Below are 23309 nucleotides of genomic sequence, written 5' to 3'. Positions count from 1 at the left end.
GAGGAGAGCGGCAACCACGGCGATTTTGTCGCTATTCTCCGCGTTCATCCGCCCCCGTCATGTCCTGTTTGAAATTATTTCGTTCTCTTTGAAATTCATGGCCACTTTCGACGTACTAAGTCACAACAATACGGAACAAACTTGGAACGCTTTATGCTTGGCATTGTTAATAAAAACAATGCCCGCCTAGCGGCAGAAAGTCGTGGTCGTGAAAATCTGGGGTACATTCATTGCTCACCTATTTTTTGGATTGATCCTCCCGTCGACCACCCTTGCCAGCGACCCTTTGCACTTACCTTTAGAGGATCGACATGTTCGGGGCGAAACCTGGATCAGCATAGCTGACAAAATAAATGCTCAAGGCCTCGATAGCCATGCCCTACTCCCACAAATGAAAGTCATGCGTCTTTCGGCAAAATCTCAGCTGGGCGGCGGATACGCCCATCTCAAAGTAGGAGATTGGGTCTCCCCCACTTTTTTGATTGGTGGCGATCTTTTGGACTTTAACAACGACCTGGAAATCACCTTTAGCTCCATCGAATTTGACCTCACGCAAGTCCCGCAAGAATTAAAAACCCAACCATGGCATCTTATGGTGGGCGGTGACGAGATCATTCTTCGAAGAATTATGTTTAGCGACGACGCCAATCAACGGGGCCCCCTCTATGGAAAAATTGTCACCATTGATTGCCGTTGTCCCTATGGGGCCTATCGCACCTGCCGAGCTCCCGGCACCATTCTCAATGCCCATCTAAAAGAAGATTTGAGCCGCAAAGAAGCTCCCTGTGTAAAAGATCAAACCTGGGGCTTTTTTTCCAACCGTATTTGGGTCGACTATGGCTGCCACGGCGTTTTTGACGTGTGGGTGGAGCCCTAATTGAAAGATTCACTGTTTTTATTATTGTGTCTGCTTCTTATTGACCCCGCTGCGACCAGGGCCGACGAATTGTGGCCTGAGGCAAAGACCAACGCCACCGCCCTGGCCACAAAAAGCCTTCAATCTGAGTTTGATGCCAGTTCAGCAGCCTCTGAAATCGATGCGGCTCTCACTGCAACGGAAACCTCAACGTCATCAACGTGGCACTGGCTGATTGAACCTGAAACCGATCACCTGATCCCCGCAACAGATGTACGCACCCCCGCCTCATTAACTGAGCCGTCAAAGAGTGAAAAAGCAACGGGCCTTCTAGCTGTTTATTTTGCATCAAAAGCGATTCACTTGTGCTCGGCAACAGCCGTTAGCCCTCGGCATATACTCACGGCCGCCCATTGTTTTAAAGGCCCATCGCGGGCGATTGCCGCATTTTTTGTTCCCGGTTTTTCAGCCACGAGACTGCAGGACCCCCGCCTCCTCAACCAAATTCTTAAAATTCATTGGCCGCTGGCCTTTGATGGCACCGGGTGGGCTGATAAAGACATCGCCTTAGCCACGCTGGATCGCCCAGTCCAACACACGCTGCCAATAAAATCGTTTCCGCTGGGTGCCCCGCCTGAAGAGTCTTCGGGAAATCAGTACACTACGGCTGGATACAGTCGCGCATCCCCGTCAGGCGTCATGGTCAGCAGTACCCTGCCACCCCTTCGGACTTATGAGAACGGTGCCACCGATCAACGATTGCTTGTGGCGCCTGTATATATGGATTCTCTATCTTCAGGCAGTCACATTGCCCTATCATCAGTGGAGACTCCGGCGGTGGCCGCAGTGGCTGTGGTGTCACGCTCCCTCGATGGGCCAAATGCCACGACTTATGGCATTTGGGTGACACCCGTCGACCCCGAACTATTGAAAGCTTTCGGGGCCATTATTGCTGATGAGGAAAAGTAAAAAACTGATATTCGATATCGGAGGCGCCACCCGCTTTGTTTTTTTAAACTCCCTGGTGAGGCGCCGCGGCTCGGCTCACTTAATGGCCAAATTTACAGACCGCGAGATTGCGCTTCGGCCAATACAGGCTCCTGGCAGAGCATTAACATTTCTGAATCCCTTTGATTCACTTTCTCGCAAGCATAAAGTGCCGCTTCTAACGAGGGCTGTCGCAGTTCTGAAACTCGCCGCCATTGCTCATTTTTATCCGGGTACTCAGCCTTAAAGGCTTCTACTGTGGCTTTGCATTCCGAAGAAAACTCTAAATACCAGTTCGATTCGAAAACGGCACCTCTTTCACCTCGAACGCCTTTCACATCCGTCCACTCGGCATCAGCCACGCAAACGGCCATGGTTAGTCCCGAATCGATGGACTCAGTTGATTTTTGTGTCATCGCAAAAACTGACTGTGACACTATGAGGACTAAGCCCAGCGCCAAACTGACAAGATTTGATTTTTTCACCCTTATTCTCCCGTTATCACCCATTTGAAATTCTAAATGCCACTGGGGCTCTACGCCTCCCACTTGGGCCTAAGTGACTAGAAAATCTGTATAGCATACGTGAATTCATAATTCACCTATGCTGCCACTAACGGTCTATTTTTTCACTGTAGCTAAATATAATTAATTGCACCCCAAAGCATTGCTTTTAGGTGCCCAACCTCACGCAGGGCGCGCGTAATAAAACTCAAGGGATGCGATCAACTCGCAAAGGCATTTCCAGGATTTTTGAAAATTACGAAGGGCCAATCGCTGATCCGATACGGTTTGCCGTCGGGATTCACCGATCAACTTTAAACAAGACAGTACTTCTTCACGCTTGGTCTCGATATGGCTTAAGGCCTCAAGGTAAGTGGAAAGTTCAAACGGTCGTACATTTTGACTGTGGTTATATAACCTTTTAATTTGATTTTCTGTTTGGCTCACTTTGAGCTCTACTATCTTGTCTCTTTTCGTGTACCCCATAATGCGACTCCTTATACGTTCCGCAGATAACCTCAATCGCTCTCCCATTAAAGAGTTATCGAGTTGGCCATTGATATACACATGAGTATTGCAACGGCCGGGCCAACTACAAACACCGCTTAAAAACCCAAATTGGGTCTTTTGACGTTACAATCTGCCACACCCTCATCGTGATATTGTAACGCCCCCGTGGCCCCTAGTGCCTTTAGAACGTTCATGACCTTGGGCACAGCACTTGCTCTTAAACAAGACACTTAGTGGTTCAAAAAGGTTAAGACCACGGCAACCTTATTAAGTTTTGTGGGGTTGAAAGAACAAAGGAGCCTTAGATGTTATTCCCTATTTCTACATGTTTATTGTGCATAGGTATTGGGTCAGTCATGGTTATAGGCACTTTTGTTCTGTTCTTGGCATGGGCGGATAGCGAACGGCGACTTGTGTAGTCGCCCACTGAATATTCGACTATAGAGGTTTATCGACGCAAGCGTACTGGTATTCGGAACACTCCACGGCGGGGATGCCGACTCCCCACCAGGCGCGCGAATAGCCTAGTTAATTGATCACCACTTATTTTAAAAACGCATACCTAAGGGCGTTTCGAGCGGCGCTCTACTTATTCTGCCTCCACGGCGCCGGAGTCGCAGGAATTGCCAAGAGGTCTAGAAATATTTCGTTGATCTTTGGCCGCACATACCGAACTCACACCGTTATCAATGGCGGGACTCCCGGCTTGAGGCCGTATCGTTAAAGACGGTCCACCGTTGTCTGCAAGTGATCCCAAATTAAGAGTGACAGAGTCTGCATCGTTGGGCGCTCCTGTTGCACCAAACCCACAGGTTGTGCCCACATCAAGATTACCGCCCATAGACACAAGATCTGTAGGGCCCCAGGTGCAACCATCGCCGGAGGCCGTAGTGGAAAAAATGGAGTTTTGCACAATAATATCGCCTGATCGAACATGCCCACCGATGGTAGGCGCCGAATTATTGTGAAAGGTCAAATGGGACAACGTTGGCTTTTCACCCAAGTAAGCTGGGGCGTAGATTGCCCCGCCATAGTTTGCAGCTATGTTTTCAAAAAAAGTACTGTTTTCCACCAAAATATCGTCATCACTCACAAGATGGAGCGCGCCCCCTTGGTTGGAGGAATTATCACGAAAAAGATTTCTAGCAATTACGACCTGAAGGGCATCGTCTTCAATGCTTACAGCGCCCCCAGAGCCCACGGCGGTATTGCTTGTGAATATGGAGTCAGTGATTTCAATGGAGGCCGAGGCCCCACTCGAAAACACATGAATGGCGCCGCCGTTGGTACCGCCGCCCCCCAAAGCATGGTTTTGATCGTACACATTGCCTGTCAAAATAAATTCAGTGGGCCCACCAAGTTCAATGGCCCCTCCCACAGAATGAGCCGTATTGGATGTGAATGTACTATTTTGTATAATCGCTTGAGCATCAGAAGAGATCGTCTGCATGCGCAGGGCGCCGCCAGAACCCCAGGAGACATCTATTGTTGAGTTGTTCTCAAACGTACACTCATCCACCAGAATGTTTTCCACATAGACGGTGTTGATTGCGCCGCCCCAGTGGCCGGCATTGTTTGAAAACCTACATCGCCTAAGCTCAAGTTTTTTACCAAAAAAATAAAGAGCACCACCAGATACACCCCCGCTATTTCCGTTGGTGAATGCAACCCCTTCAGCTGACAATTCAGTGGTGCCCGTCGCATTTAAAATCTGGATCGTACCGCCACCGCTAACCTCGGTCAGTGTTGGGCCCAACCCATAAACATGGATATTCCCGTCGCCAATAGCTATGGCTGAGCCACTGACCGAATACACTCCTGATGAAAGCTCTATCTTTGAATAAACATCACCTAAGCCCTCAGCCTCTGTCATGGCTGTTCTCAATGAGCATTGCGAAGACCCATCGTCGCATAAGCCATCGCCTGGATTGTTGTCTTGTGATGAGTCGGCCAATATATCGACCACAAGCCTTTGCCCGAGAATAAGTGAAAACGTGGCCGAGACCAAGTTTTGACTTTCATCCTGCGCTGTCACCTGAAATGTTTGTTCATTTAAATAGGCAGATGGTGTTCCCGAAATTTGGCCCGTACTGCTATCAAACACTAGCCCCGCAGGCAAATCCGGAGCAATGGACCAAGAAACACCGGTGCCACTAGACACCATCGGATTTAAGTTTAATGACTCGCCTTTAAAATACACAGGTTCTGCTGAATAGGAAAACACCAGCGGGGGCGGAGGGGATTCACCACTACCATTTTCTCGAATCGACCCACGCATTACATTGTTGGCCAGCTGACATCCGCCACATATAAAAATGGCACACATACACCACAAAAATAGGTTAGATTTTGATAGCTTGCCTTTCCTTTCTGCCTTCACCCTTCCTCCGTACTTGAAGCTTTTCCGACATACTGATTGTAACCCTAATCCAAGGTCAACTCCAATAGCCTTAAGAGTTTTAGGCCCCGAAAAGGGACACTCTCTTAACCGACGCCGCACCCCGTCCTCGGCTACCGACTGACCTGACTCGGGAATATCACTGTTGTAGAATCGTCTCGATCAGCACAAGGAGACCTACATGGCCCATTATGAGTCACTGAATTTTGTGGATGTGGATAGTTTGTATTCGGAGGATGAACTGATCCTTCGCGCCTCGATTCGAGACTTTGTAGAAAAAGACATTCTGCCGGCCTTGCAAGAGGCCAACCGAAACGAACAGTTCCCTATGGATTTGATACCGCGTTTTGGTGAAATGGGCCTTCTGGGCCCCACCATCGACGGTTACGGCTGTGCCGGATTGGGGGATGTGGCCTATGGTTTAATCATGCAAGAGCTGGAGCGAGGCGACTCTGGGATTCGGTCTTTTTGTTCCGTACAAGGGGCCCTTGTGATGTACCCCATTTTTGCCTTTGGATCAGAAACTCAAAAAAGCCAATATTTACCTCAGCTGGCTACAGGGGAAATGGTGGGTTGCTTTGGTCTCACAGAATCAGAGGCTGGGTCCAATCCCGGAGGCATGCAAACAAAAGCCGTAAAAGTTAAGGGGGGCTACAAACTCACTGGCAATAAAATGTGGATCACCAACGGATCCTTGGCCCAAATAGCTGTTGTTTGGGCTCAGTCCGATGAAGGCATTAAAGGATTTATTTTGGACACAAAAACGCCGGGGTTCTCCACTAGTGTTATGCATGGCAAGTTTTCACTTCGAGTGAGTGTGACCTCTGAACTTCACATGAAAGACTGTTTTGTACCTGACGATTGTGTGTTGCCAAAAACAGAAGGATTAAAAAGTGCACTGAGCTGCCTCACTCAAGCTCGCTACGGTATCGCCTGGGGTGTCGTAGGTGCCGCCAACGCCTGCTACCAGCAGGCTCTTGATTACGCCAAACACCGCATCATTTTTGATCGGCCACTGGCCGGGTACCAGCTCGCGCAAGCCAAACTTGCCCGCATGGTGCAGGAAATCAGCAAAGCGCAGCTACTCATCACCCACCTAGGTCGCCTGAAAGAAAAAGGCCAACTGAAACATTGGCAGGTTTCTTTAGCTAAATTGAACAACTGTCGAATGGCCCTAGATATTGCCCGAGATGCCCGAGATATGTTAGGAGCCAATGGTATTATTGATGAGTATCCCGTCATCCGGCACCTTATGAACTTAGAAACAGTGAACACCTATGAAGGCACCGAGGACATCCACCGGCTGGTTGTGGGCGCACAGGTCACGGGAGAACCTGCTTTTAGGTAAAACTTTATGCACAAAAAAAATCATTGGCTGGTTCAAGATGAGTTTTTCCCTCAAGCTCAAAAGTTGCGAGATCACTTTGAATCCCAATTTAAAAACCCAAGAGTAGCACACGAAAATCGCTTTGTATGGGATTACTGGCATATCCCTAATCAGTACACCCTGGTTCGTACGCCGGCTTATCATTACTTCCCAGAGGCGCTGTATGAAGAATTAGAATTCGCACTGATTAGCTGGGGGAAAAAACACTTGGGGTGTCATGAGATTTCACCGCCATGGCTTAGCTACTACGTGGATGGGTGCAGCCAAAACTTGCATGCGGACAACCCCCATGGGCCGTGGGCCTTTGTGTTTTCACTCACACCTTGGGAAAATCGCCAATTCACCGGCGGAGAAACCCTGATTCTCCAGCCCCAAGTTCTCAGTTATTGGGAAAACTTTGACAGTGAACGAGGATTTGAAGAAACCGATCTTATAAAAAAGATTGCCAGCCCCTTTAACCAGTTGACCGTGTTCGACCCGCGACTACCCCACGGCGTGTCTGAGGTGCGTGGGTCTAAAGACCCCCTGGATGCCCGCTTGGTGATTCATGGCTGGTTTACAGAACCTCGCCCTTATTATGAGGGCGATTTATCAGAAGAAGAACTTCAATCGGGCCTTCAACCTCAACTCGATCCCCTCTATGACGATCTTGAAGAATTGGGGGCTTACAACGGCGTAGTTACGGTAAGACTGAGGGTTTCGACCACAGGGCAAGTGGAAAAGCTAGAGTTTCTTACAGACACACTTAAGGCAATCGAACAGGGCTCGGCCCCTGAAGCTGAAATCATCTCGACTATTAAAGACCGCTTGGCAACGGCCACTTTTAATAAAAAACGCCACGCCACAGACGTCACTTTGCCTTTTGTCTTTAAATAAAAAAAAGATCTAAAGCGCCTTTACTTTCGACGCTTTAGATCTATCTCTTTACCAAAATCTTTTATTTATTTGATTTTACAAACTGAAGAACTTCTTCGGCATGCCCCGGCACGCTCACGCCGCGCCACTCTTTTAAAAGCACACCCGACTCGTCAAGCAGAAACGTGCTACGCTCAATGCCCCGCACTTGCTTGCCGTACATGTTTTTTAACTTAATAACGCCAAAATCACTGCAAAGTGTTTCATCAGAATCACTGATTAACTCCACCGTGTAGTTTTGCTTCGTCTTAAAGTTTTCATGGGAGCTCATGCTGTCTCGAGAAACGCCAAACACTTCTACGTTCTCTGCGGTGAAGTCACCTTTTAACCGTGTGAAGTCTTGACCTTCCATGGTGCAACCAGGTGTGGCATCTTTAGGGTAGAAAAACAAAACTGTTTTTTTGCCCGCTAGAGCTTGCAAAGACACACTTTGCCCACCCGTGGCTGGCAATGTGAATTCAGGAACCTTTTGTCCAACGGCCACCTTGGCGTTTGGTAGCGTCATTGGCGTCTCTGTCATTTTAGGGGCTGTTTTCTTTGCCTTCGCGGCCTTTGTTTTTGTGGTCTTAACGGAAGCCGTTTTAGCGGCTTTTTTCGTTGTTACAGTCGCTTTCTTTGCTGCCGCTTTTTTGCTTACGGCCTTTTTGGTCGCCGCTTTTTTTGTGGCCCCTTTTTTAGCTTTTGTTTTTTTAACGGCTGCCTTTTTTGTGGCTTTTTTTACGATCTTCTTACTGACTTTCTTTGCCGCCTTTTTGGCTGCTTTTTTTGTGGCTGACTTTTTCTTCGTCACTGGTTTTTTCTTTGTAGCTTTTTTCTTTGTGGCTTTCGTTTTTTTCTTTGCCATATTTTTCTCCTAAGACTTTTTAAACTGGTTCACTCTTAAAAAAGAGTCTGCAATTGATATTTACACCAGTTAATGGCACCACTACAATAGCAATTGTGAACGCCTCACCGACATTTCGATTTTGGCAAGAACACCGTACTCACCCGAAAGACTAGAGGTCCTTATGTCCCCTCGAAAAATAGACACCCCGTTTACCCGCCTAATGAACTGTGATCTGCCTATTATTGGGGCACCTATGTTTTTAGTCTCCAATGTGGAAATGGTCGTTGCCATATCTGAAGCTGGTGGTGTGGGGACCTTCCCGGCCCTTAATTTTCGCCCCATAGAAGAGTATAAAAAGACCCTTTCTGAAATCAAACGACAAACCAATAAGCCCATTGGCGTAAATGTCATCGTGAATCAAAGCAATCGAAGGCAAAAAGAGGACCTCCACTTGGCACTGGATGCCGGAGTTGAGCTATTTATCACATCCCTTGGTAACCCGGCCCAGGTGATCAAAGAAGCTCATAAAAACGGAGCAAAGGTTTTTTGTGACGTGACCAATCTGGCCCATGCAAAAAAAGTTGAAGACTTGGGAGCCGATGGAGTAATTGCCGTTGGCGCCGGCGCCGGTGGACATGCGGGTCCACTATCCCCACTGGTGTTGATTCCTTGGCTAAAGAGCGAGCTTACTATTCCGATTGTGGCGGCTGGAGGCATCGCAACGGGCAGCCAGCTGGCTTCCGTACTCGCGCTTGGGGCAACGGCTGCCCATGTGGGAACTCGGTTTATTGCCAGCACTGAGGCGCAAGTGCAGCCGGATTACAAGGCGGCAATCTTGTCGTCGACGCCGGAAGACATTGTGCTAACCACTCGAGTGTCTGGCACTCCGGCGTCGGTCATTAATACCGATTATGTGAAAAACCTAGGCACCGAATTGCCATGGGTATTGAAAAAAGCCAAAAACACACGGATGGGCAAAAAATATATCACGCCACTGATTCATTACCTGGGCGCCCGATCCCTTGAGCATGCCGCCACAAAACCAAGCTGGAAAACTGTTTGGAGTGCCGGCCAAAATGTGGGGCTGATCCATGACATTTTGCCGTGTGCGGAAATCTTAAACCAAATGCGGGAGGAGTATTTCTCTTGCGTGGATCAACTCCCTCGGTGACGGGATGCAAAGACGTAGCCGTGCCCTTTTGCAGCTTGGGCCCAGGCGAACTTGAGGCCCCCCTTAACTCTGGCCGCTTGTGTTAAAAACGTCTACTTGCGAAGGAGAGGACCCTGGCTCTTGCTCCCGCCCTGTCCAAATTCAACCCCCACAAAAGTACGCCTCAATGTGTTGGTGCGCACAAAATGGGCCGCCAAGACCACCTAAATCCCTTTGGGGGGGCTTATTAATCATAACGAAGATCATGAATAATCCAGGCCGCCCCCAGCAAGGCATCCACCATCGAGCGCCGACCCGCGGGATCGTTCACCTCAATGCCCAAATCGTGCGAAAATTTATTCACGGCTTCGCGTAGGCCTCTGCGGTTTTGCGATCGGATTTTTCGCCATTTTTCAGCGAATTTCTCCCAGATTTTTCGCTTTGCCCTCGACTGATTTTCTAGTTTCTTCTTAAACTGCGCTTCGTTTAAAATCATATCGTCAATCGACAACAGCAAATATTCGAGAAGGGTTTTTTTCACACTATCCCCGCCAAATTCACTGGCTGGCGTCGCAAAGACCACATAGAGATTACTCAGTGCGGATTTGATCGTCTCGAAATCTGCATCTGCAAGAAGCTCAATGCCATCAATTGTTTTTTGCGTGTAATTGCCTTCGCCATACCAGGGGTAAAAGGTGACCACTTCGCCCGCGTCATTAACGACTAGCCGAACTTTGAATGATTTCCCATTGTACGTCACCATCGACACAACAATTTGATGACTCTCATGTCGATGAATTTCAGCCTCAGGATCATCAATGGCCTGTTGAATCAGATCTATAATTTCATCCGGCCCCACACCCTTCGGAAACAGGCTAATGGTATTTATCGATATATCTAAAGTCTCTCGTTTTTTTAAATTTGGGTCTGGCGCGGATGAAAACGGCAACAGGGTTTTTTCTTTTTCCGCTGCATCAATCTTTTTTCGTGTCCGATTTAAAAAGTGACTTGAAACCAACTGGCTTGAAAGATGAACCTCGCTGGCGCCAGACTCCATTTCAACTTCTTGAAAAATAGCATGGGCCGCACGCTTCAGTTTTCCATCTTGGTCCCGATAGCGAAAAGTGAGTTGACTCCCTAGGTCTCCAAACTCAGCCCTCACCGCTGGCGCCCCTTCCCTCTGCCGAGCCGCCAAAAACGACTGAAAGCCCAGCTGAGTGTGCATTCCCTTAACGATCACTGAAACTTTTTTACTCAGGATGCCATTTCGGCCACCATTTTGTGATCTCTGCACACGCACTGGCTCTAGCGTCAGCTCTCCCCATACAATGTGGTCCAGTGCCTCTGGGGTCACCGTCACCTCAAAATTGTCTTTCAATAGCAGGCCCTTGCAGCCATTTCCGGCCTGAGCATAAATGGGGTTTATCAGTAAAACTCCAGCCCAAAAGGCTGCACCTGTAAAAAAATTATCTATTTTTAGCGTCATGGACGAGATCTTTAGCAAATGCCATGCCCCCTTTGGACCCCTCATCAAATTCTATTCTTGTCAGCGGCAGCACGTTAGACCCTCACTTTTTTTGAAATCATAGGATGCCTAAACCCCCAATATTGTGATAGATCTTGAGGTTTACAAAACCTCCAAATTGAAAGTGACCCTGGAAACCCGATGACGCACACACCTTCTGATATTTTAAATTTTCGAAATATTGCCATTATTGCCCACGTGGACCACGGAAAAACCACCCTGGTCGATCACTTGTTGCGACAAGCTGGTACATTTCAGGCCCACCAAGAGGTGGAAGACCGCCTCATGGATTCGATGGATTTGGAACGCGAGCGCGGCATCACCATCGCTGCAAAAAATGCTTCGTTTATGTACAACAACATCAAAGTCAATATCGTGGACACTCCCGGGCACAGTGACTTCGGCGGCGAAGTGGAGCGTATTCTTGATATGGTGGATGGAGCTATTCTTCTAGTGGACGCCAGCGAAGGACCGTTGCCGCAAACACGATTTGTATTGGGTAAAGCTCTTAAACAAAACCTAAAAGTAATTGTTTGTATCAATAAAATTGATCGATCTGATGCACGGGTGAACGAAGTTTTAGACGAAATTTTTGATTTGTTCATTGACCTTGATGCCACCGAAGAACAGTGTGACTTCGATGTGGTTTACACTGTAGCTCGCGAGGGCTGGGCCACAAAAAACCACGAAGTCAAAGGCGAAAACTTAAAACCCCTTTACGATTTGATCATCGACAAAGTGCCGCCGCCAGAATCAAACCCTGATGGCCCCCTACAAATTTTGGTGGCGAACATTGACTATAATAACTTTGTGGGAAGACTGGCCGTGGGTCGAATTCGATCTGGCCACATTTCTGTTGGCGACGAAGTCTTAGTGGTCACTGAAGATGCGCCAAAGAAAATCAAAGTCTCTGCCCTATTTGTGTTTTCAGGCAAAGACCAAAAACCCGTAAAGACGGCTGTTGCCGGTGACATTGTGGTTGTTGCAGGTTTTGATGAAATCAATATCGGCGATACCATTACTTCCATTGACAAGCCGGCACCTCTTCCGCGCATCGCCGTGGAAGAACCCACGGTGGGCGTGATTGTTTCTGTAAATGACGGGCCATTTTCAGGGCGTGATGGAAAGCAAGTGACCAGTCGAAAAATTAAAGATCGATTGGACCAAGAACTTTTGCGAAACGTGGCCATTCGGGTGGAGCCCGGAAACTCACCAGAAAGTTTTAAACTTTTTGGCCGGGGAGAACTGCAACTCGCCATCTTGTTAGAGCAGATGCGACGAGAAGGGTTTGAGGTCACGGTAAGTAAACCGCAGGTGATTTTAAAAAAAGAAGACGGCAAAACTCTTGAACCTATGGAACTTGCCATCATAGATGTGCCTGAAGAATTTGTCGGTGTGGTCACCGAAAAACTCGGAACCCGTAAAGGTGTAATGACAAATATGTCGAACAAAGGCTCTGGTCGCGCAAGAGTAGAGATAAAAATTCCGGCACGAGGATTAATTGGGTACCGCTCGGAGTTTTTAACAGACACGCGCGGCACTGGGCTTTTGAACACTCAGTTTGCCGGATTTGAAGAGTATCGTGGGGACTTAAAAACCCGCCACACGGGAGCCATCGTCGCCGATCGACAGGGCAAGGCCACAGCCTATGCACTGGATACTTTAGGTGACCGGGGCCGACTGTTTATCACTCCTGGCGCTGAAGTGTACCAAGGCATGGTCGTGGGCGAAGCTAACAAATCTTTTGAACTCAACGTGAACGTGACAAAAGAAAAAAAGCTCACCAATATGAGAGCCTCCGGCAGTGATGACAACATCAAGCTGGCTCCCGTAAAACCGATGACCCTTGAACAGGCTCTGGAGTGGATCACTGAAGATGAGTTGGTAGAAATCACGCCCAGCCACATTCGCGTGCGCTGCCGTGAGCTTGATCCTAATCGCCGAAAAACCAAATGATTTTAGACCTATGTGTGGCCCCTATTTTGCTTTTTAAAAAGTGGGGGTTGAAATGGGTTTATATCGTAGCTTAGGCCGAGATTTCGTCGATTTTTTATTCACTTCTGCTGTTCTAATCAGTTTAGCTGGCTTTCAATTGGGCTGTGCCCAAAGCTATGAACCGGTGACATCTAGTGTGTCTTCTGAGCAAGACCCTGCGGATAATAACAAGAATGCCACCAACCCCGTCGACAACATTGACCCCTCGCCAACGCCTCAACCCGATCCATTGCCTTCACCCGATCCCGATCCTCTACCTTCACCCGATCCTGACCCAGATCCCACCCCTGACCCGGTCGCCTGTGGCGGATTGTCCGATTGGGAGTGTGAGGTGTTAAACCTCGTCAACGAACAAAGACAACTCAACGGTGTGCCTGCATTGGGCTTACGTTCTCATTGCATCAACGAAGCTCAGTCACACGCCCAGGACATGGCCGTAAATGGATTTTTCTCGCACGACAACCCGATCACAGGCGAAACCACTCGCGATCGCATGGTGCGCTTTGGAATTAGCGGAACCTGGGGCGAAAATATCGCTTGGGGACAACGATCCCCTCAACAGGTAATGGACGCCTGGATGAACAGCGATGGACACAAAAGAAACATACTCAACTCCAGTTTCAAATCCATCGGTGTTGGATTTTTCGACTACCACTGGGTCCAATGTTTCACGGGTCAAACACCGGATCTCTAGGCATGCACAATAAATCTGTGGGCGTCTGAATAAGAATTTATCAGATTGTATAACGTTTTCACGTTTTGTGATTTTGCCCGGGCAGAAAGAAACTCATCCACTTCCGCATCGAGGCCTATGGCGAAATCCACTGAGTTTTTTCATTTTGCAGTGTTGGCAAATGCCCTTCGTTTTCTTGCCACTTCGTATCGAAATCCCAGTTTACAAATACGGGGCTACTCTTGCTTGTGAAATAATCGGTATTCATTGATGTGTCGATTCCTGTGCCTCGATCAAAGCACGAGCCTAAACTGTTTGTACAGGGGTAGGCACCCGAACTGTCAAAAAAAATATTTGTGAATCCAGTACCCACGGAGCCCCCCCATTGTAGGACTAATATGGAATGCTCCGGAATTAGTACCTGAAACAGTTACTTGCGAAAAACAATCATCCCAAAATCCGGTTGCATTCCCGCCGAGCCCACCCACATTGTACCCCATGGAATTCACTCTGCCCGCCGCATACAATCTCCCATTAAAGCCACCATCGCCCCCTGAAATGCCACCATGTCTTTCACCTGCTGTGGCTGTCACATCGACGAGAGCCCAATTGTCATACAGAAAAGTGGACCGCCCACCTACAAGACCGCCGATAACGCTTTGTGTACCACCAGCCCCCGATATTTTCGCCACTGCTGAGGACCGAAAAATCCCACCATAGGTAAACCCTGCCAGCGCTCCAACGAAAGTATCACCAGCAATATCGAATCCCCGAAGGTGCAAATCCACTACAGCTTGAGTCGGGGCACTTGATGAAATAAATCCAAACAGACCAACATGTGTGTTTGTGGTGCTCAACCTTAAATGAGACACTTGATAGCCATTGCCTTGAAAGGCCCCCCTGAATTGTTGAGCAGGAGTTCCGATAGGATTAAATGTCGAGCCATCAAAATGTCCGAGATTCACATGGTCAGAGAGGTAGAAATACTTATCCATATTGGCGGCACTAGCCCCAATACTGTTCAGCTGTTCTCCTGTACAGAGCGTAAAGGGATAGGTCGCAGAACCGTCAATGCTTGCTTCGCCCGAGTTGGCAAAAGGAGAATTTAAAAATCGCTGGCCTGACCAACAGTACTCTGATCTTGGCATCACCCTCTGATTCGATAATACCGGAGGCCCACCCCCAGCCATATATTGCCAAACGCGGTCGTTGCCGTCGACGTTAGATTCTGAAAAATCAAACCCAGAAAGATTGTTGATGGATTCAAAATCTTGTGTTGTAAGGCCCATGCCATTAACCGTAGAACAACTAGAGCATGGTACATCATTGGCATAATACACATTTGTAAAATCCCCGCTCGATAGATTACCAATCGTGTAGCCCTTTGTTGTTGAACCTTCCACGGCGGCGATACTGTAAAGCCTTGCGACATTCACCGCCGTGGCGCTTCCAATGAGCCCACCCGCATTGTCCCCAATAACCTTGCCACTGAAATAGCTGTCTTTCATAGTTATTCCGGATAAAGAACCAGATACGACTCCGACAAGTCCACCGACCGCACCCACACCGTGCACGTGGGCTGATGCAAAAGACTCGTGAATTCGGCTGGAAGTATCCATAGCACCCACCAAGCCTCCCGAGTCGCCCACCGAATAGACCGTGCCCCTAAATGAACTTTCATTTATGAGTGCGCTGCTGCCAGCTTCGCCGCAAAGCCCGCCTGTCGCGCCTATTGCGCCAAGCACAGCGCCTTGCACCTGCACGTTGTCGATAATAGTATTTGACCCACATACGCCTGAAACAGACCCTGATCGCACACCTGAGCTGCCAGAGTTATAAAGATTCTCAAATTTAAGATTAGTTAAAACGGCCTCCGATGTTTCGACAAAAATACCTGAACTTGAAAAATTCAAGTTTTTTATGACGTAGCCATTACCATCCAAGGCCCCCATAAACTTGTCGGCCCCTGATCCTAAGGGTGAATGGTTGAGGGTAATGTTACCGCCTTCCGCAAAATCAATATCTTGACCTAACATATAGAACTTATTTTCACTGCCTGCCCCAACAACTAAAGATTCGAACTCGGACACATTACTTACTACTTCGATGGGTGACGATGAATGAGTGCGGTAGATAGTAGTTTGAAGTTTTTGTACACCTTGCCGCAGATACAGATTATAAGCACCAACATTTTTCACGGACGGCTCTGTGGCCGAATACGCCGTTTGAAATGAAACAGCAAAACGCCCCTCGGCTGAACAATTCACTGATGCGGGCATATTCAGACCACCTGGCATTTTGACGTAAACTTCACCAGCCTCTGGCATGCAATCTCCAGTCACTGAAAAATAGGGAGTCGTTTCATTGAAACTTCGCGCAGCTGCAGTGGCCACAGGAGTAAGATTCGAGTCTAAGGCAAAATTGTATGTCGGCGGTGCCGAACTTCCTTCTGAGCCCACCACCTTGCCGTTGATTGTGTTGTCGCCCAACCGACAACCTGCCAGAGCAAAAAAGACAACTACCAGATGACTTAAAATGGCCGATGAAAGCTTCGATATGTCGAAACCTAACCCACTTTTGGCAGAATTTATTGTTTTGGTGATTATCGCACTATCAACCTTCACAGATCACCTCAAAACGCCACGCTAAAGAGTTCGTATTTTTCGTCAATAAACCGATCGGCATGAAAAAGAAGAACATTGCTCAGGGGGCTGATTACAATTGACTGCCAGGTGATCGTACTGCCGCTCACAAAATCGTCTGGCGTGATTCGGTGCACTTCGCTTGTCGCAAGGTCTATGACATAGAGTGCATGTTTGGCTGTCCCGCCATCGACGGTCTGAACTATGATCTTTGCCTGATCAAAATTGAAGAACATGTCTTTAATTGGAGCGACCCCTGTCACGGGCAACGTCGCCAGTAAATTCTCGCCCGTTGAATTTATAGTGGACTCGAAAATCTGATTACCACTTGGAAAGTAAACCTGAGTTGTTCCCTTCACTAAAAAAGTAGACCAATTTGAAATATTGCTGGAGTTTAACTTTACCCGGTTAGTGAATGTGGCCGTGTCTACAGAAAATAAGTTGAGGTCAGGAGGAGCCCCTGTCCCCGTGTCAAACGAATATACAACATACGTGTCATCCGCGTTAAATCGACCGGATACGAAAAATGAAAATAAAGTAGTCGGGTGCACCTCGCTGTATACAGATGACCCGATTTGCATGTGAATCAAGTCGCCGTAGTGATTTAAATCGCAATTCCAAAGATAGGACTGTAAATCGTGAGACATTTGAAAGTTATTTATATAGCAGTCACCGTTGATGTTTGCGGTTCGCGTGCTACTTCCCGCCACGTTCACAGTGGCTTGATAAGGTTGCTTGTAAGACTGTTGCTCTTTGGAGGCATAAAGCACTGTACTCCCCACCACATCCATTAAATACGTTCCAAATACATTGGCAATTGGCGTGCTGTTGAGTTTTACAGGACTACCACCAGTCACAAGTGTGGAGAACACTTCTCCATACCCCAGTGTCTCAAGTTGCCCTAAAAAAACTACATACTGCCCATCAGCCGTGAACAAAGGCATCTCAGCTAAGACGGTTGCCCCCACTAATGCCGAAGTTGACAAGTTGGTGTATGTGCCGGGGGATGCGGCATCCACAGCAAATAAGTCGTATTCGCCCACATCATCTTCATCAGCTATATACACAACCGTGTTGTCTACGGGACTCACGGCAAATCCAGACACGAATGTTAGTGGCTGTTTGAGCGGGTTATTGACTTTTTTAAAATCACTACCATCAATAGCCACAGAATAAAGCTCTCGCACACCGACCGTATCTATATCACCAAGCACGATTACGCGAGACTGATCAAAGTTGAACTTAAAATCATAAATAGTCACCCCAGCGCCAGGTGGGGTGAGAGGTACTCTATTGTTGCCATTAAAATCGGCCGAGTAAAGACGATAACCCGACCCATCAATATTTATGCTATACACTATTTTTGAAAAATCGTCGCTGGCCAGATACAAATGACTGTCGATGTCCTTGCTATCTATCATCCCCGAAGTAAAATGCCCGGCCTCTACCGAAAACGAAATCTCGACGAATTCACCACTCGCATCGGTGACACGAACGGTGACATCTTCTAGGGCCGTACCTGCGGTATACAGACCCGCACCGCTCACCGAACCAGAACCGACAACAACCTCATAGGATAACGGTGGCACACCGCCTGACGTTTCAATTTGATACTGTGAGGAGAACGGTACGGAACTGACCTGCGAAACCAATACCAGTGGCCCCGCACTGGGTTCACCGCGATACTGACCGTTGATACGATTGTCACCAAGCCTGCAACTCAATACACCCAGGCACAAAAAACAGATCGCCCCGAGTCTAGGGATCGTTTTCCAAATCGATAACGTTCCGTTTTTATAAAAAGGCATTCGGCCTCCGCGCCAAGCACGACAATAAAATGGATGGTTTTAGTATCGCATAATACCGACAGTTACTGGAACTCTTTTGAGAGTCTTATTGATATTCCCTCTCAAAATGAGATTGCGAAATCAACCCATGCTGGTCTGCTTGAGACTTTGGTAGGGAGAGCTGAAGAAACCACTTTGATTCATTTGGATCAAGCCAATGACTTGGGCCACTTGTCAATTATTGCCTGTGTTGCTTGTCTCATTTTGGGACGACTCTTTAGGGGTCGAAGCTGTACCAATAACATTGCCCAACCACTGGTTTTTTCTGAACCAGCAGACTCTGAGATTATTATTTAAGAAAACTCGCAGGCACCATATCCTCAACCCAGACTTCAGATGTACACCGGTGGCACCGCATCTGGCGCAATGAACCTATCGATCACGGATTACAGACGCCACTCAACCGCTCGTCACAAAGCCGAAACATGGCTCCTCCCGCTGGGCTCAGGCTTGCAAAATAAAGATGGCCATTGACTTCAAAATAGCCGTAGGGAATGTCATCCAAAGTCACATCCTGTCTTGTGTTGGATACTTCCAAGAAAACATTTTCTACATCGTCATAAGAAAAGAGCTTGAAAACCCCGTGACTGTTTCGTGATGAAAAATACAGCCTATCGCCAAACGCAAACAAACTTGGTGTCCAATCATCCAAACTTCTATCTCCACGAGTATTCGAAATTTCGCGTATCTGATCGTTCACCGGATCAATTTGATGAAGCTTTTTTGCGCCAAGATTGTTGTTCATTTGAAAATAGCCCTTGCCGTTAAACTCAGTCATACTTGCGAATGTGTTTGCGACCAGCCTAATTTCGTCGGTATTTATATTGTACCCGTACATTCTCTGGGTTAGTCCCGAATCTTGAGCCCCGAAATAAATTTTATTGCCCACTAAAAACATAGGTAAGCCCCCAAATGTCGCATCCGACACCGACTGATCACCACTGGTATTTGATAATTGGGTCAACGCATCAGTGGCAATATCGTGTTTATACATTTTAAATGCCCCATTGCCGTTTTGTTTAAAGAAATACAAGAAGCCATTGGCCAATGCAAAGTACTTTAGGGCATTTTGATGCTTTAGCGTAAAGCTGGGCAATAATGGATTGAACTCATACCATTGGCCCAAATAACTATAAATATAGATCTTCCCGCTTGATTGAAACCATGTCATCAAACCGTTGGCCACTGTGTCGCCGGCGGTCTGAACCCCCGATAAGTTAGACACTTGGGTGATGGCTTCACTGTTAAAGTTAAGCTCAAATAGTTTCATCACCCCCGAATTATTGTAGGCCCAAAAGTACCAATTCCCATTTGTAACGAATCCTTCACTGGACAATTCGCCCGTATTTTGGTCATTGCTGATATTGCTCACCTGGCTGACATGAGCGGCACTCGTATCGTACTTAAATATCTTTCTTCGATTGGCTCGCTCAGACCAAAAATAGACTTTATTGTCGAAACATTCGATAATTTCAGGGTTATCGTTGGATCCCGGATCCGTATTGCCAACTTGGTAGAGTACATGATCTGACAATGAATAGGAAAACAACTTAGAACGGCCCAAACCATCCCACCCACGACCTACGATAAACCCATTGCACAAGACTTCCGGCCTAAATTCCGGAGCAAAACTAGGGTCACTAATCTGTTTGACAAAAATTCTGTAGGATTCAAGACTGTTACTCAGGATTCCTCCGACTTCCACCTGAACCGCCCCAGTTGTTATTTGCAAACTCGACATTGTCGAGCCATGAGGGTCACAGGAAAGGCTTTCAAACGGCGCAAGAAAATGACAATCATTCAACATCAATGACGACGGCAACCACTCTAGATTGAGCTGCGCAGTAAAATTATTCAGCCCCGAATACAATGAACCCGTGTCGACAATTGAGGTCGATAGGCCGTTACTCGGAGTCAAACCACTTATTGGCGCAGATAAATCCGAGCCCGAGAGGGGTGACGCCACTGCCCGTGCCTACCGACCCGGTGGCCAGGGGCAACACAGAAATGTCCGACGTGCTGTTGGGTATGAATTCATGCTCAACCAACACAAGTGGCCGATCAGTGCTGATTGTCAATAATTCGGGACGCTGGTTAGTTTGATTCTTGATCTGGCCATTTACGGTATTGTCACCCAGCCGACATCCCGCCAACAATGCAAAAAAAACCAAATTCACTAGGACCGTCATTCGAAACAGTGACGATATTTTAAAACATAAAAACATTTTGCCCCCAGGCAACTATGCAAGAAAACCCGATCCTAAACCGGGTCAAGGGGCCTCAAAGGGAGCCGGCAAGGGAGAGCCGCGACGCCAACATCACGATGTGCGTGGCGTATCCGGGTTGCGGCACGAAAGTGACGCAATCCGAAGACGACACGCGGCCACTCGTGCCGTTGGCGTCGCGGCTCTCCCTTGCCGGCTCCCTTTGAGGCCCCTTGACCCGGTTTAGGACCTGGTACCCTGTCGATTACCGACACATACCTTGGTGTATATAGTCGTTATGCGCTCCTGTTTGACTGCCTTCAAACCGTGCGTTTGTGACTTCAGACTTTCCGGGAGGCAATACCTTAAATTGAAATTCGCGCTTCATGTAGTTGGTGTAATACTCTACATATCGTTGTCCTCGACAAGTGGTCCAACGCCATCCGCAATCGTTATTGCCATAGCAAATGTATTCTTGGCAGCTGTAGTCGCACCACTCGTATCCACGTCTTAAATCTGAACGCCATCTGGTGGTTTGAAGTTCACCGCTGACATCCACGGGTTGGCCACTTTCAGCACTGGGTAAATAAAACGAACCATTTTCTGAGGGGAGTTCATTGCCGGCTGGCACGCGAAACTCAAATGAATAGCTTTCATCTGGATTATCTTCGCCTGGAGGAAACGGGTCGTTTGAATCTAAATCAATATCTAGTCGAAATCGATCATCACGGGTCATCGTCGCAGTAGCTTCCCACTCGCCGCGGTCCACTTTTACGAGATTTCCAAAAGAGTCTCGAAGTGAAAATGCCTTCTCAACCACCAATGGCGCACTGATTGTGTTACATGATACTAATAATAGGACAAGTGACGAAACACCTAAGGCACGAATCTTTGACATGGTCTCCCCCTCTGGAAATCACAGCCATACTGACGTTGCTGCCAGAATAGTGTTGCCGTTGAGAAAGTACAAAAATCAAAATATCAAACTAGACCATTGTCGTGGCTGCAGTATCTCCCGCCGAAAAAGAGCGGGACGTGGCGGCTTTATAGGCCCGCTCAAAATTTTTCGGCGGATGCTCGCCCAAGAGTGACCCTTTTTCGAGAAACTCGAAGATTTCGCCGTAGTGTCGCACCTCGAGCGGCCCCACTCGTCGCATCACATGCCAGGGGCGCAACTGACTGGGGTCATCAAGCCCCATGGCACCTAGTATATGGGCTGCGCTTTTAACGGTTTCATGGTGAAAGCGCTGAACTCGTTTTCTTTTTGTCGGCACGTGAATGCCCGCGTTCAAATAGGGATCCTGTGTGGCTATTCCTGCCGGGCAGACATTGGCGTTGCAGCGCAAGGCCTGAATGCAGCCTAAGGCCATCATCATCGCCCGCGCTGAATAAATAAGATCCGCTCCTGCTGCTATTCGTTTTATAATGCCAAATCCTGTGGTGACCTTGCCGCCGGCAATCACTTTTACTTTTTCTCGCACACCCACACCCACAAGGGCATTGTGTACAAAAATCAATGATTCCATGAGTGGGGCTCCCACATGGTTTGAAAATTCAAAAGGCGCCGCTCCGGTTCCGCCTTCACCACCATCAACGGCCACGTAGTCAGGTGTGATCCCTGTCTCCACCATTGCTTTACAAATGGCCAGAAACTCCCTTCTCTTGCCCACACAAAACTTCATACCCACGGGTTTCCCGCCGGAGAGTTTTCTGAGGGTCTGAACAAACTCCACAAACTCAAGCGGAGTGGAAAATGCTGAGTGGGCTGGAGGTGACATCACATCTTGCCCCACAGGCACCCCGCGAATCGCAGCGATCTCTTTACTGACTTTCGCTGCAGGGAGAATACCTCCGTGACCGGGCTTTGCCCCTTGGGAAATTTTTATTTCAATCATTTTTACATTTTCAACTTGTGAATTTTCAGCAAATCGCTCTGGCGAAAAACGCCCATCACTGGCTCGGCAACCAAAGTACCCGGTACCAATTTGCCAAATTAAGTCTCCACCTGGCTCTAAGTGAAAAGGACTAAGCCCACCCTCTCCCGTATTGTGAGCAAAGCCCCCGTCTTTTGCGCCACCATTTAAAGATAAAATGGCATTCTTACTGAGCGCTCCATAGCTCATGGCTGAAATATTCAAGATACTGGCATTGTAGGGTTTTGCACAATCGGGCCCGCCCACCACCACACGCAGATTTTCGTTAACCGGAAGTTTTGCCATAAACGAGTGGTTCACCCACTCATAACCGATTTCATCCACATTCTTTTGCGTGCCAAAAGGCAGAGTGTCGAGCTGACCTTTGGCTCTTTGATAAACGATGGAGCGCTGCTCGCGGCTAAAAGGCTTTCCGTCTGTGTTAGACTCCACAAAATACTGATTGATCTCAGGCCGTATTAATTCAAATATATACCGAAAATTTCCCACGATGGGAAAATTGCGTCGAATACCACGGTGCGGTTGGAAAAAATCAAAATATCCAATCACGAGTAGTGGACCAAAGACAACCATGGACCACAAAAAAGGTGGATAAATGAAAATGGCCGCAATGTTTGCAACCACCACAATAATCGATGCGATGACAAACTCTTTTCTCATGGGTGCTACTCGTTGGTTGTTGGTGAGTTCGTAAACCAAGATGAAAACTCATTCATCTTGATAGGATTATTTTCACTCGTTTCACGGTCTTTGTCCATACGGCGACCCCATCCGCCCTATTTTCGCCTGGGCCTTAGACAGGTCTTGACCAAGGTAACCAAGATCTGATCCAGGGTTGGCAAAAAAACGGAAAAAAACTTAAGATACTTGTTGAGGCGGCCCTAAGTAAGTGTCGCGAAATATTTTTAGGAGCCCAGAAAAATTATGATTCATTGTTTACTTCTACCAGAGATATCC

20 protein-coding genes are annotated in these 23309 nt (G+C 47.8%); 8 read left to right on the top strand and 12 right to left on the bottom strand.

From position 1 onward, the window contains the following. Positions 1-202 precede the first annotated feature (202 nt). A complete protein-coding gene (locus H6626_02425; GenBank protein ID USN47967.1) occupies positions 203-877 on the top strand; it encodes a DUF3011 domain-containing protein in 675 nt (224 codons plus the stop codon). Next, entirely contained in the window at positions 878-1825 is a 948-nt protein-coding gene (locus H6626_02420; protein ID USN47966.1) for a trypsin-like serine protease, read from the top strand. Positions 1826-1917: 92 nt separating this feature from the next. Here H6626_02420 and H6626_02415 read toward each other — a convergent pair whose 3' ends face one another. From H6626_02415 to H6626_02405, 3 genes are all read right to left on the bottom strand, one after another. Next, a complete protein-coding gene (locus H6626_02415) occupies positions 1918-2328 on the bottom strand; it encodes a hypothetical protein (GenBank protein ID USN47965.1) in 411 nt (136 codons plus the stop codon). Positions 2329-2529: 201 nt separating this feature from the next. Continuing rightward, positions 2530-2832 carry a hypothetical protein gene (locus H6626_02410; GenBank protein USN47964.1) on the bottom strand — a complete coding sequence of 101 codons (303 nt, stop codon included), beginning with the start codon at positions 2830-2832 and terminating at the stop codon, positions 2530-2532. A 613-nt stretch (positions 2833-3445) separates the two neighbouring features. Continuing rightward, positions 3446-5236 (bottom strand): putative Ig domain-containing protein, encoded by a 1791-nt coding sequence (locus H6626_02405; protein ID USN47963.1) that lies wholly within the window; start codon positions 5234-5236, stop codon positions 3446-3448. Between the two features lie 199 nt (positions 5237-5435). Between H6626_02405 and H6626_02400 the strand changes: the two genes are divergently transcribed. After that, entirely contained in the window at positions 5436-6602 is a 1167-nt protein-coding gene (locus tag H6626_02400; protein ID USN47962.1) for an acyl-CoA dehydrogenase family protein, read from the top strand. 6 nt (positions 6603-6608) lie between these two features. Then, a complete protein-coding gene (locus H6626_02395; GenBank protein ID USN47961.1) occupies positions 6609-7517 on the top strand; it encodes a 2OG-Fe(II) oxygenase in 909 nt (302 codons plus the stop codon). Between the two features lie 61 nt (positions 7518-7578). On the opposite strand, the gene H6626_02390 is transcribed toward H6626_02395, so the two are convergent. Further along, complete coding sequence (locus H6626_02390) at positions 7579-8076, bottom strand: peroxiredoxin (protein ID USN48932.1); 498 nt, start codon at positions 8074-8076, stop codon at positions 7579-7581. A gap of 487 nt (positions 8077-8563) precedes the next feature. On the opposite strand from H6626_02390, the gene H6626_02385 reads away from it, so the two are divergent. Beyond that, the gene (locus H6626_02385; GenBank protein USN47960.1) at positions 8564-9553 is read left to right on the top strand and encodes a nitronate monooxygenase; all 990 of its coding nucleotides are present in this window, start codon (positions 8564-8566) and stop codon (positions 9551-9553) included. Positions 9554-9779: 226 nt separating this feature from the next. On the opposite strand, the gene H6626_02380 is transcribed toward H6626_02385, so the two are convergent. Next, positions 9780-11036: a hypothetical protein gene (locus H6626_02380; GenBank protein USN47959.1), complete on the bottom strand. Its 1257-nt coding sequence runs from the start codon at positions 11034-11036 to the stop codon at positions 9780-9782. Between the two features lie 162 nt (positions 11037-11198). On the opposite strand from H6626_02380, the gene typA reads away from it, so the two are divergent. Next, on the top strand, positions 11199-13013 hold the full coding sequence (gene typA / locus H6626_02375) for a translational GTPase TypA (protein USN47958.1): 1815 nt from the start codon (positions 11199-11201) through the stop codon (positions 13011-13013). Between the two features lie 52 nt (positions 13014-13065). Then, on the top strand, positions 13066-13746 hold the full coding sequence (locus H6626_02370) for a hypothetical protein (GenBank protein ID USN47957.1): 681 nt from the start codon (positions 13066-13068) through the stop codon (positions 13744-13746). 115 nt (positions 13747-13861) lie between these two features. Here the strand turns inward: H6626_02370 and H6626_02365 are convergent, their stop codons facing one another. Genes H6626_02365 through H6626_02355 form a run of 3 tightly spaced genes read right to left on the bottom strand, consistent with a single transcriptional unit; the run spans position 13862 to position 18175 of the window. Beyond that, positions 13862-14098 carry a hypothetical protein gene (locus H6626_02365; protein USN47956.1) on the bottom strand — a complete coding sequence of 79 codons (237 nt, stop codon included), beginning with the start codon at positions 14096-14098 and terminating at the stop codon, positions 13862-13864. Next, positions 14067-16349, bottom strand: coding sequence for a hypothetical protein (locus tag H6626_02360; GenBank protein ID USN47955.1), 2283 nt, complete (start codon positions 16347-16349; stop codon positions 14067-14069). The genes H6626_02365 and H6626_02360 overlap by 32 nt, the downstream gene beginning before the upstream one ends. 8 nt (positions 16350-16357) lie before the next feature. Further along, positions 16358-18175 (bottom strand): hypothetical protein, encoded by a 1818-nt coding sequence (locus tag H6626_02355; GenBank protein ID USN47954.1) that lies wholly within the window; start codon positions 18173-18175, stop codon positions 16358-16360. A gap of 33 nt (positions 18176-18208) precedes the next feature. Here H6626_02355 and H6626_02350 point away from each other — a divergent pair, with 33 nt between their 5' ends. Then, positions 18209-18511 carry a hypothetical protein gene (locus tag H6626_02350; protein ID USN47953.1) on the top strand — a complete coding sequence of 101 codons (303 nt, stop codon included), beginning with the start codon at positions 18209-18211 and terminating at the stop codon, positions 18509-18511. A gap of 82 nt (positions 18512-18593) precedes the next feature. Here the strand turns inward: H6626_02350 and H6626_02345 are convergent, their stop codons facing one another. From H6626_02345 to H6626_02330, 4 genes are all read right to left on the bottom strand, one after another. After that, entirely contained in the window at positions 18594-19955 is a 1362-nt protein-coding gene (locus H6626_02345; GenBank protein USN47952.1) for a hypothetical protein, read from the bottom strand. A 163-nt stretch (positions 19956-20118) separates the two neighbouring features. After that, positions 20119-20439: a hypothetical protein gene (locus tag H6626_02340; GenBank protein ID USN47951.1), complete on the bottom strand. Its 321-nt coding sequence runs from the start codon at positions 20437-20439 to the stop codon at positions 20119-20121. Positions 20440-20683: 244 nt separating this feature from the next. Beyond that, a complete protein-coding gene (locus H6626_02335) occupies positions 20684-21316 on the bottom strand; it encodes a hypothetical protein (GenBank protein USN47950.1) in 633 nt (210 codons plus the stop codon). Between the two features lie 88 nt (positions 21317-21404). Next, positions 21405-23012, bottom strand: a complete 1608-nt coding sequence (locus H6626_02330; GenBank protein USN47949.1) for an FMN-binding glutamate synthase family protein — start codon at positions 23010-23012, stop codon at positions 21405-21407. Between the last annotated feature and the right edge of the window lie 297 nt (positions 23013-23309).

The organism is Pseudobdellovibrionaceae bacterium, from assembly GCA_023898385.1.
Classification (GTDB): Bacteria; Bdellovibrionota; Bdellovibrionia; order Bdellovibrionales; family UBA1609.
This window is presented reverse-complemented; position numbering and strand designations above follow the sequence as displayed.

Coding starts and splice junctions, on each gene's coding strand:
- H6626_02410 (USN47964.1), bottom strand. CDS start 2,832: ATGGGGTACACGAAAAGAGACAAGATAGTAGAGCTCAAAGTGAGCCAA.
- H6626_02400 (USN47962.1), top strand. CDS start 5,436: ATGGCCCATTATGAGTCACTGAATTTTGTGGATGTGGATAGTTTGTAT.
- H6626_02395 (USN47961.1), top strand. CDS start 6,609: ATGCACAAAAAAAATCATTGGCTGGTTCAAGATGAGTTTTTCCCTCAA.
- H6626_02390 (USN48932.1), bottom strand. CDS start 8,076: ATGACAGAGACGCCAATGACGCTACCAAACGCCAAGGTGGCCGTTGGA.
- H6626_02385 (USN47960.1), top strand. CDS start 8,564: ATGTCCCCTCGAAAAATAGACACCCCGTTTACCCGCCTAATGAACTGT.
- typA (USN47958.1), top strand. CDS start 11,199: ATGACGCACACACCTTCTGATATTTTAAATTTTCGAAATATTGCCATT.
- H6626_02370 (USN47957.1), top strand. CDS start 13,066: ATGGGTTTATATCGTAGCTTAGGCCGAGATTTCGTCGATTTTTTATTC.
- H6626_02355 (USN47954.1), bottom strand. CDS start 18,175: ATGCCTTTTTATAAAAACGGAACGTTATCGATTTGGAAAACGATCCCT.
- H6626_02350 (USN47953.1), top strand. CDS start 18,209: ATGGTTTTAGTATCGCATAATACCGACAGTTACTGGAACTCTTTTGAG.
- H6626_02345 (USN47952.1), bottom strand. CDS start 19,955: ATGTCGAGTTTGCAAATAACAACTGGGGCGGTTCAGGTGGAAGTCGGA.
- H6626_02340 (USN47951.1), bottom strand. CDS start 20,439: ATGTTTTTATGTTTTAAAATATCGTCACTGTTTCGAATGACGGTCCTA.
- H6626_02335 (USN47950.1), bottom strand. CDS start 21,316: ATGTCAAAGATTCGTGCCTTAGGTGTTTCGTCACTTGTCCTATTATTA.
- H6626_02330 (USN47949.1), bottom strand. CDS start 23,012: ATGAGAAAAGAGTTTGTCATCGCATCGATTATTGTGGTGGTTGCAAAC.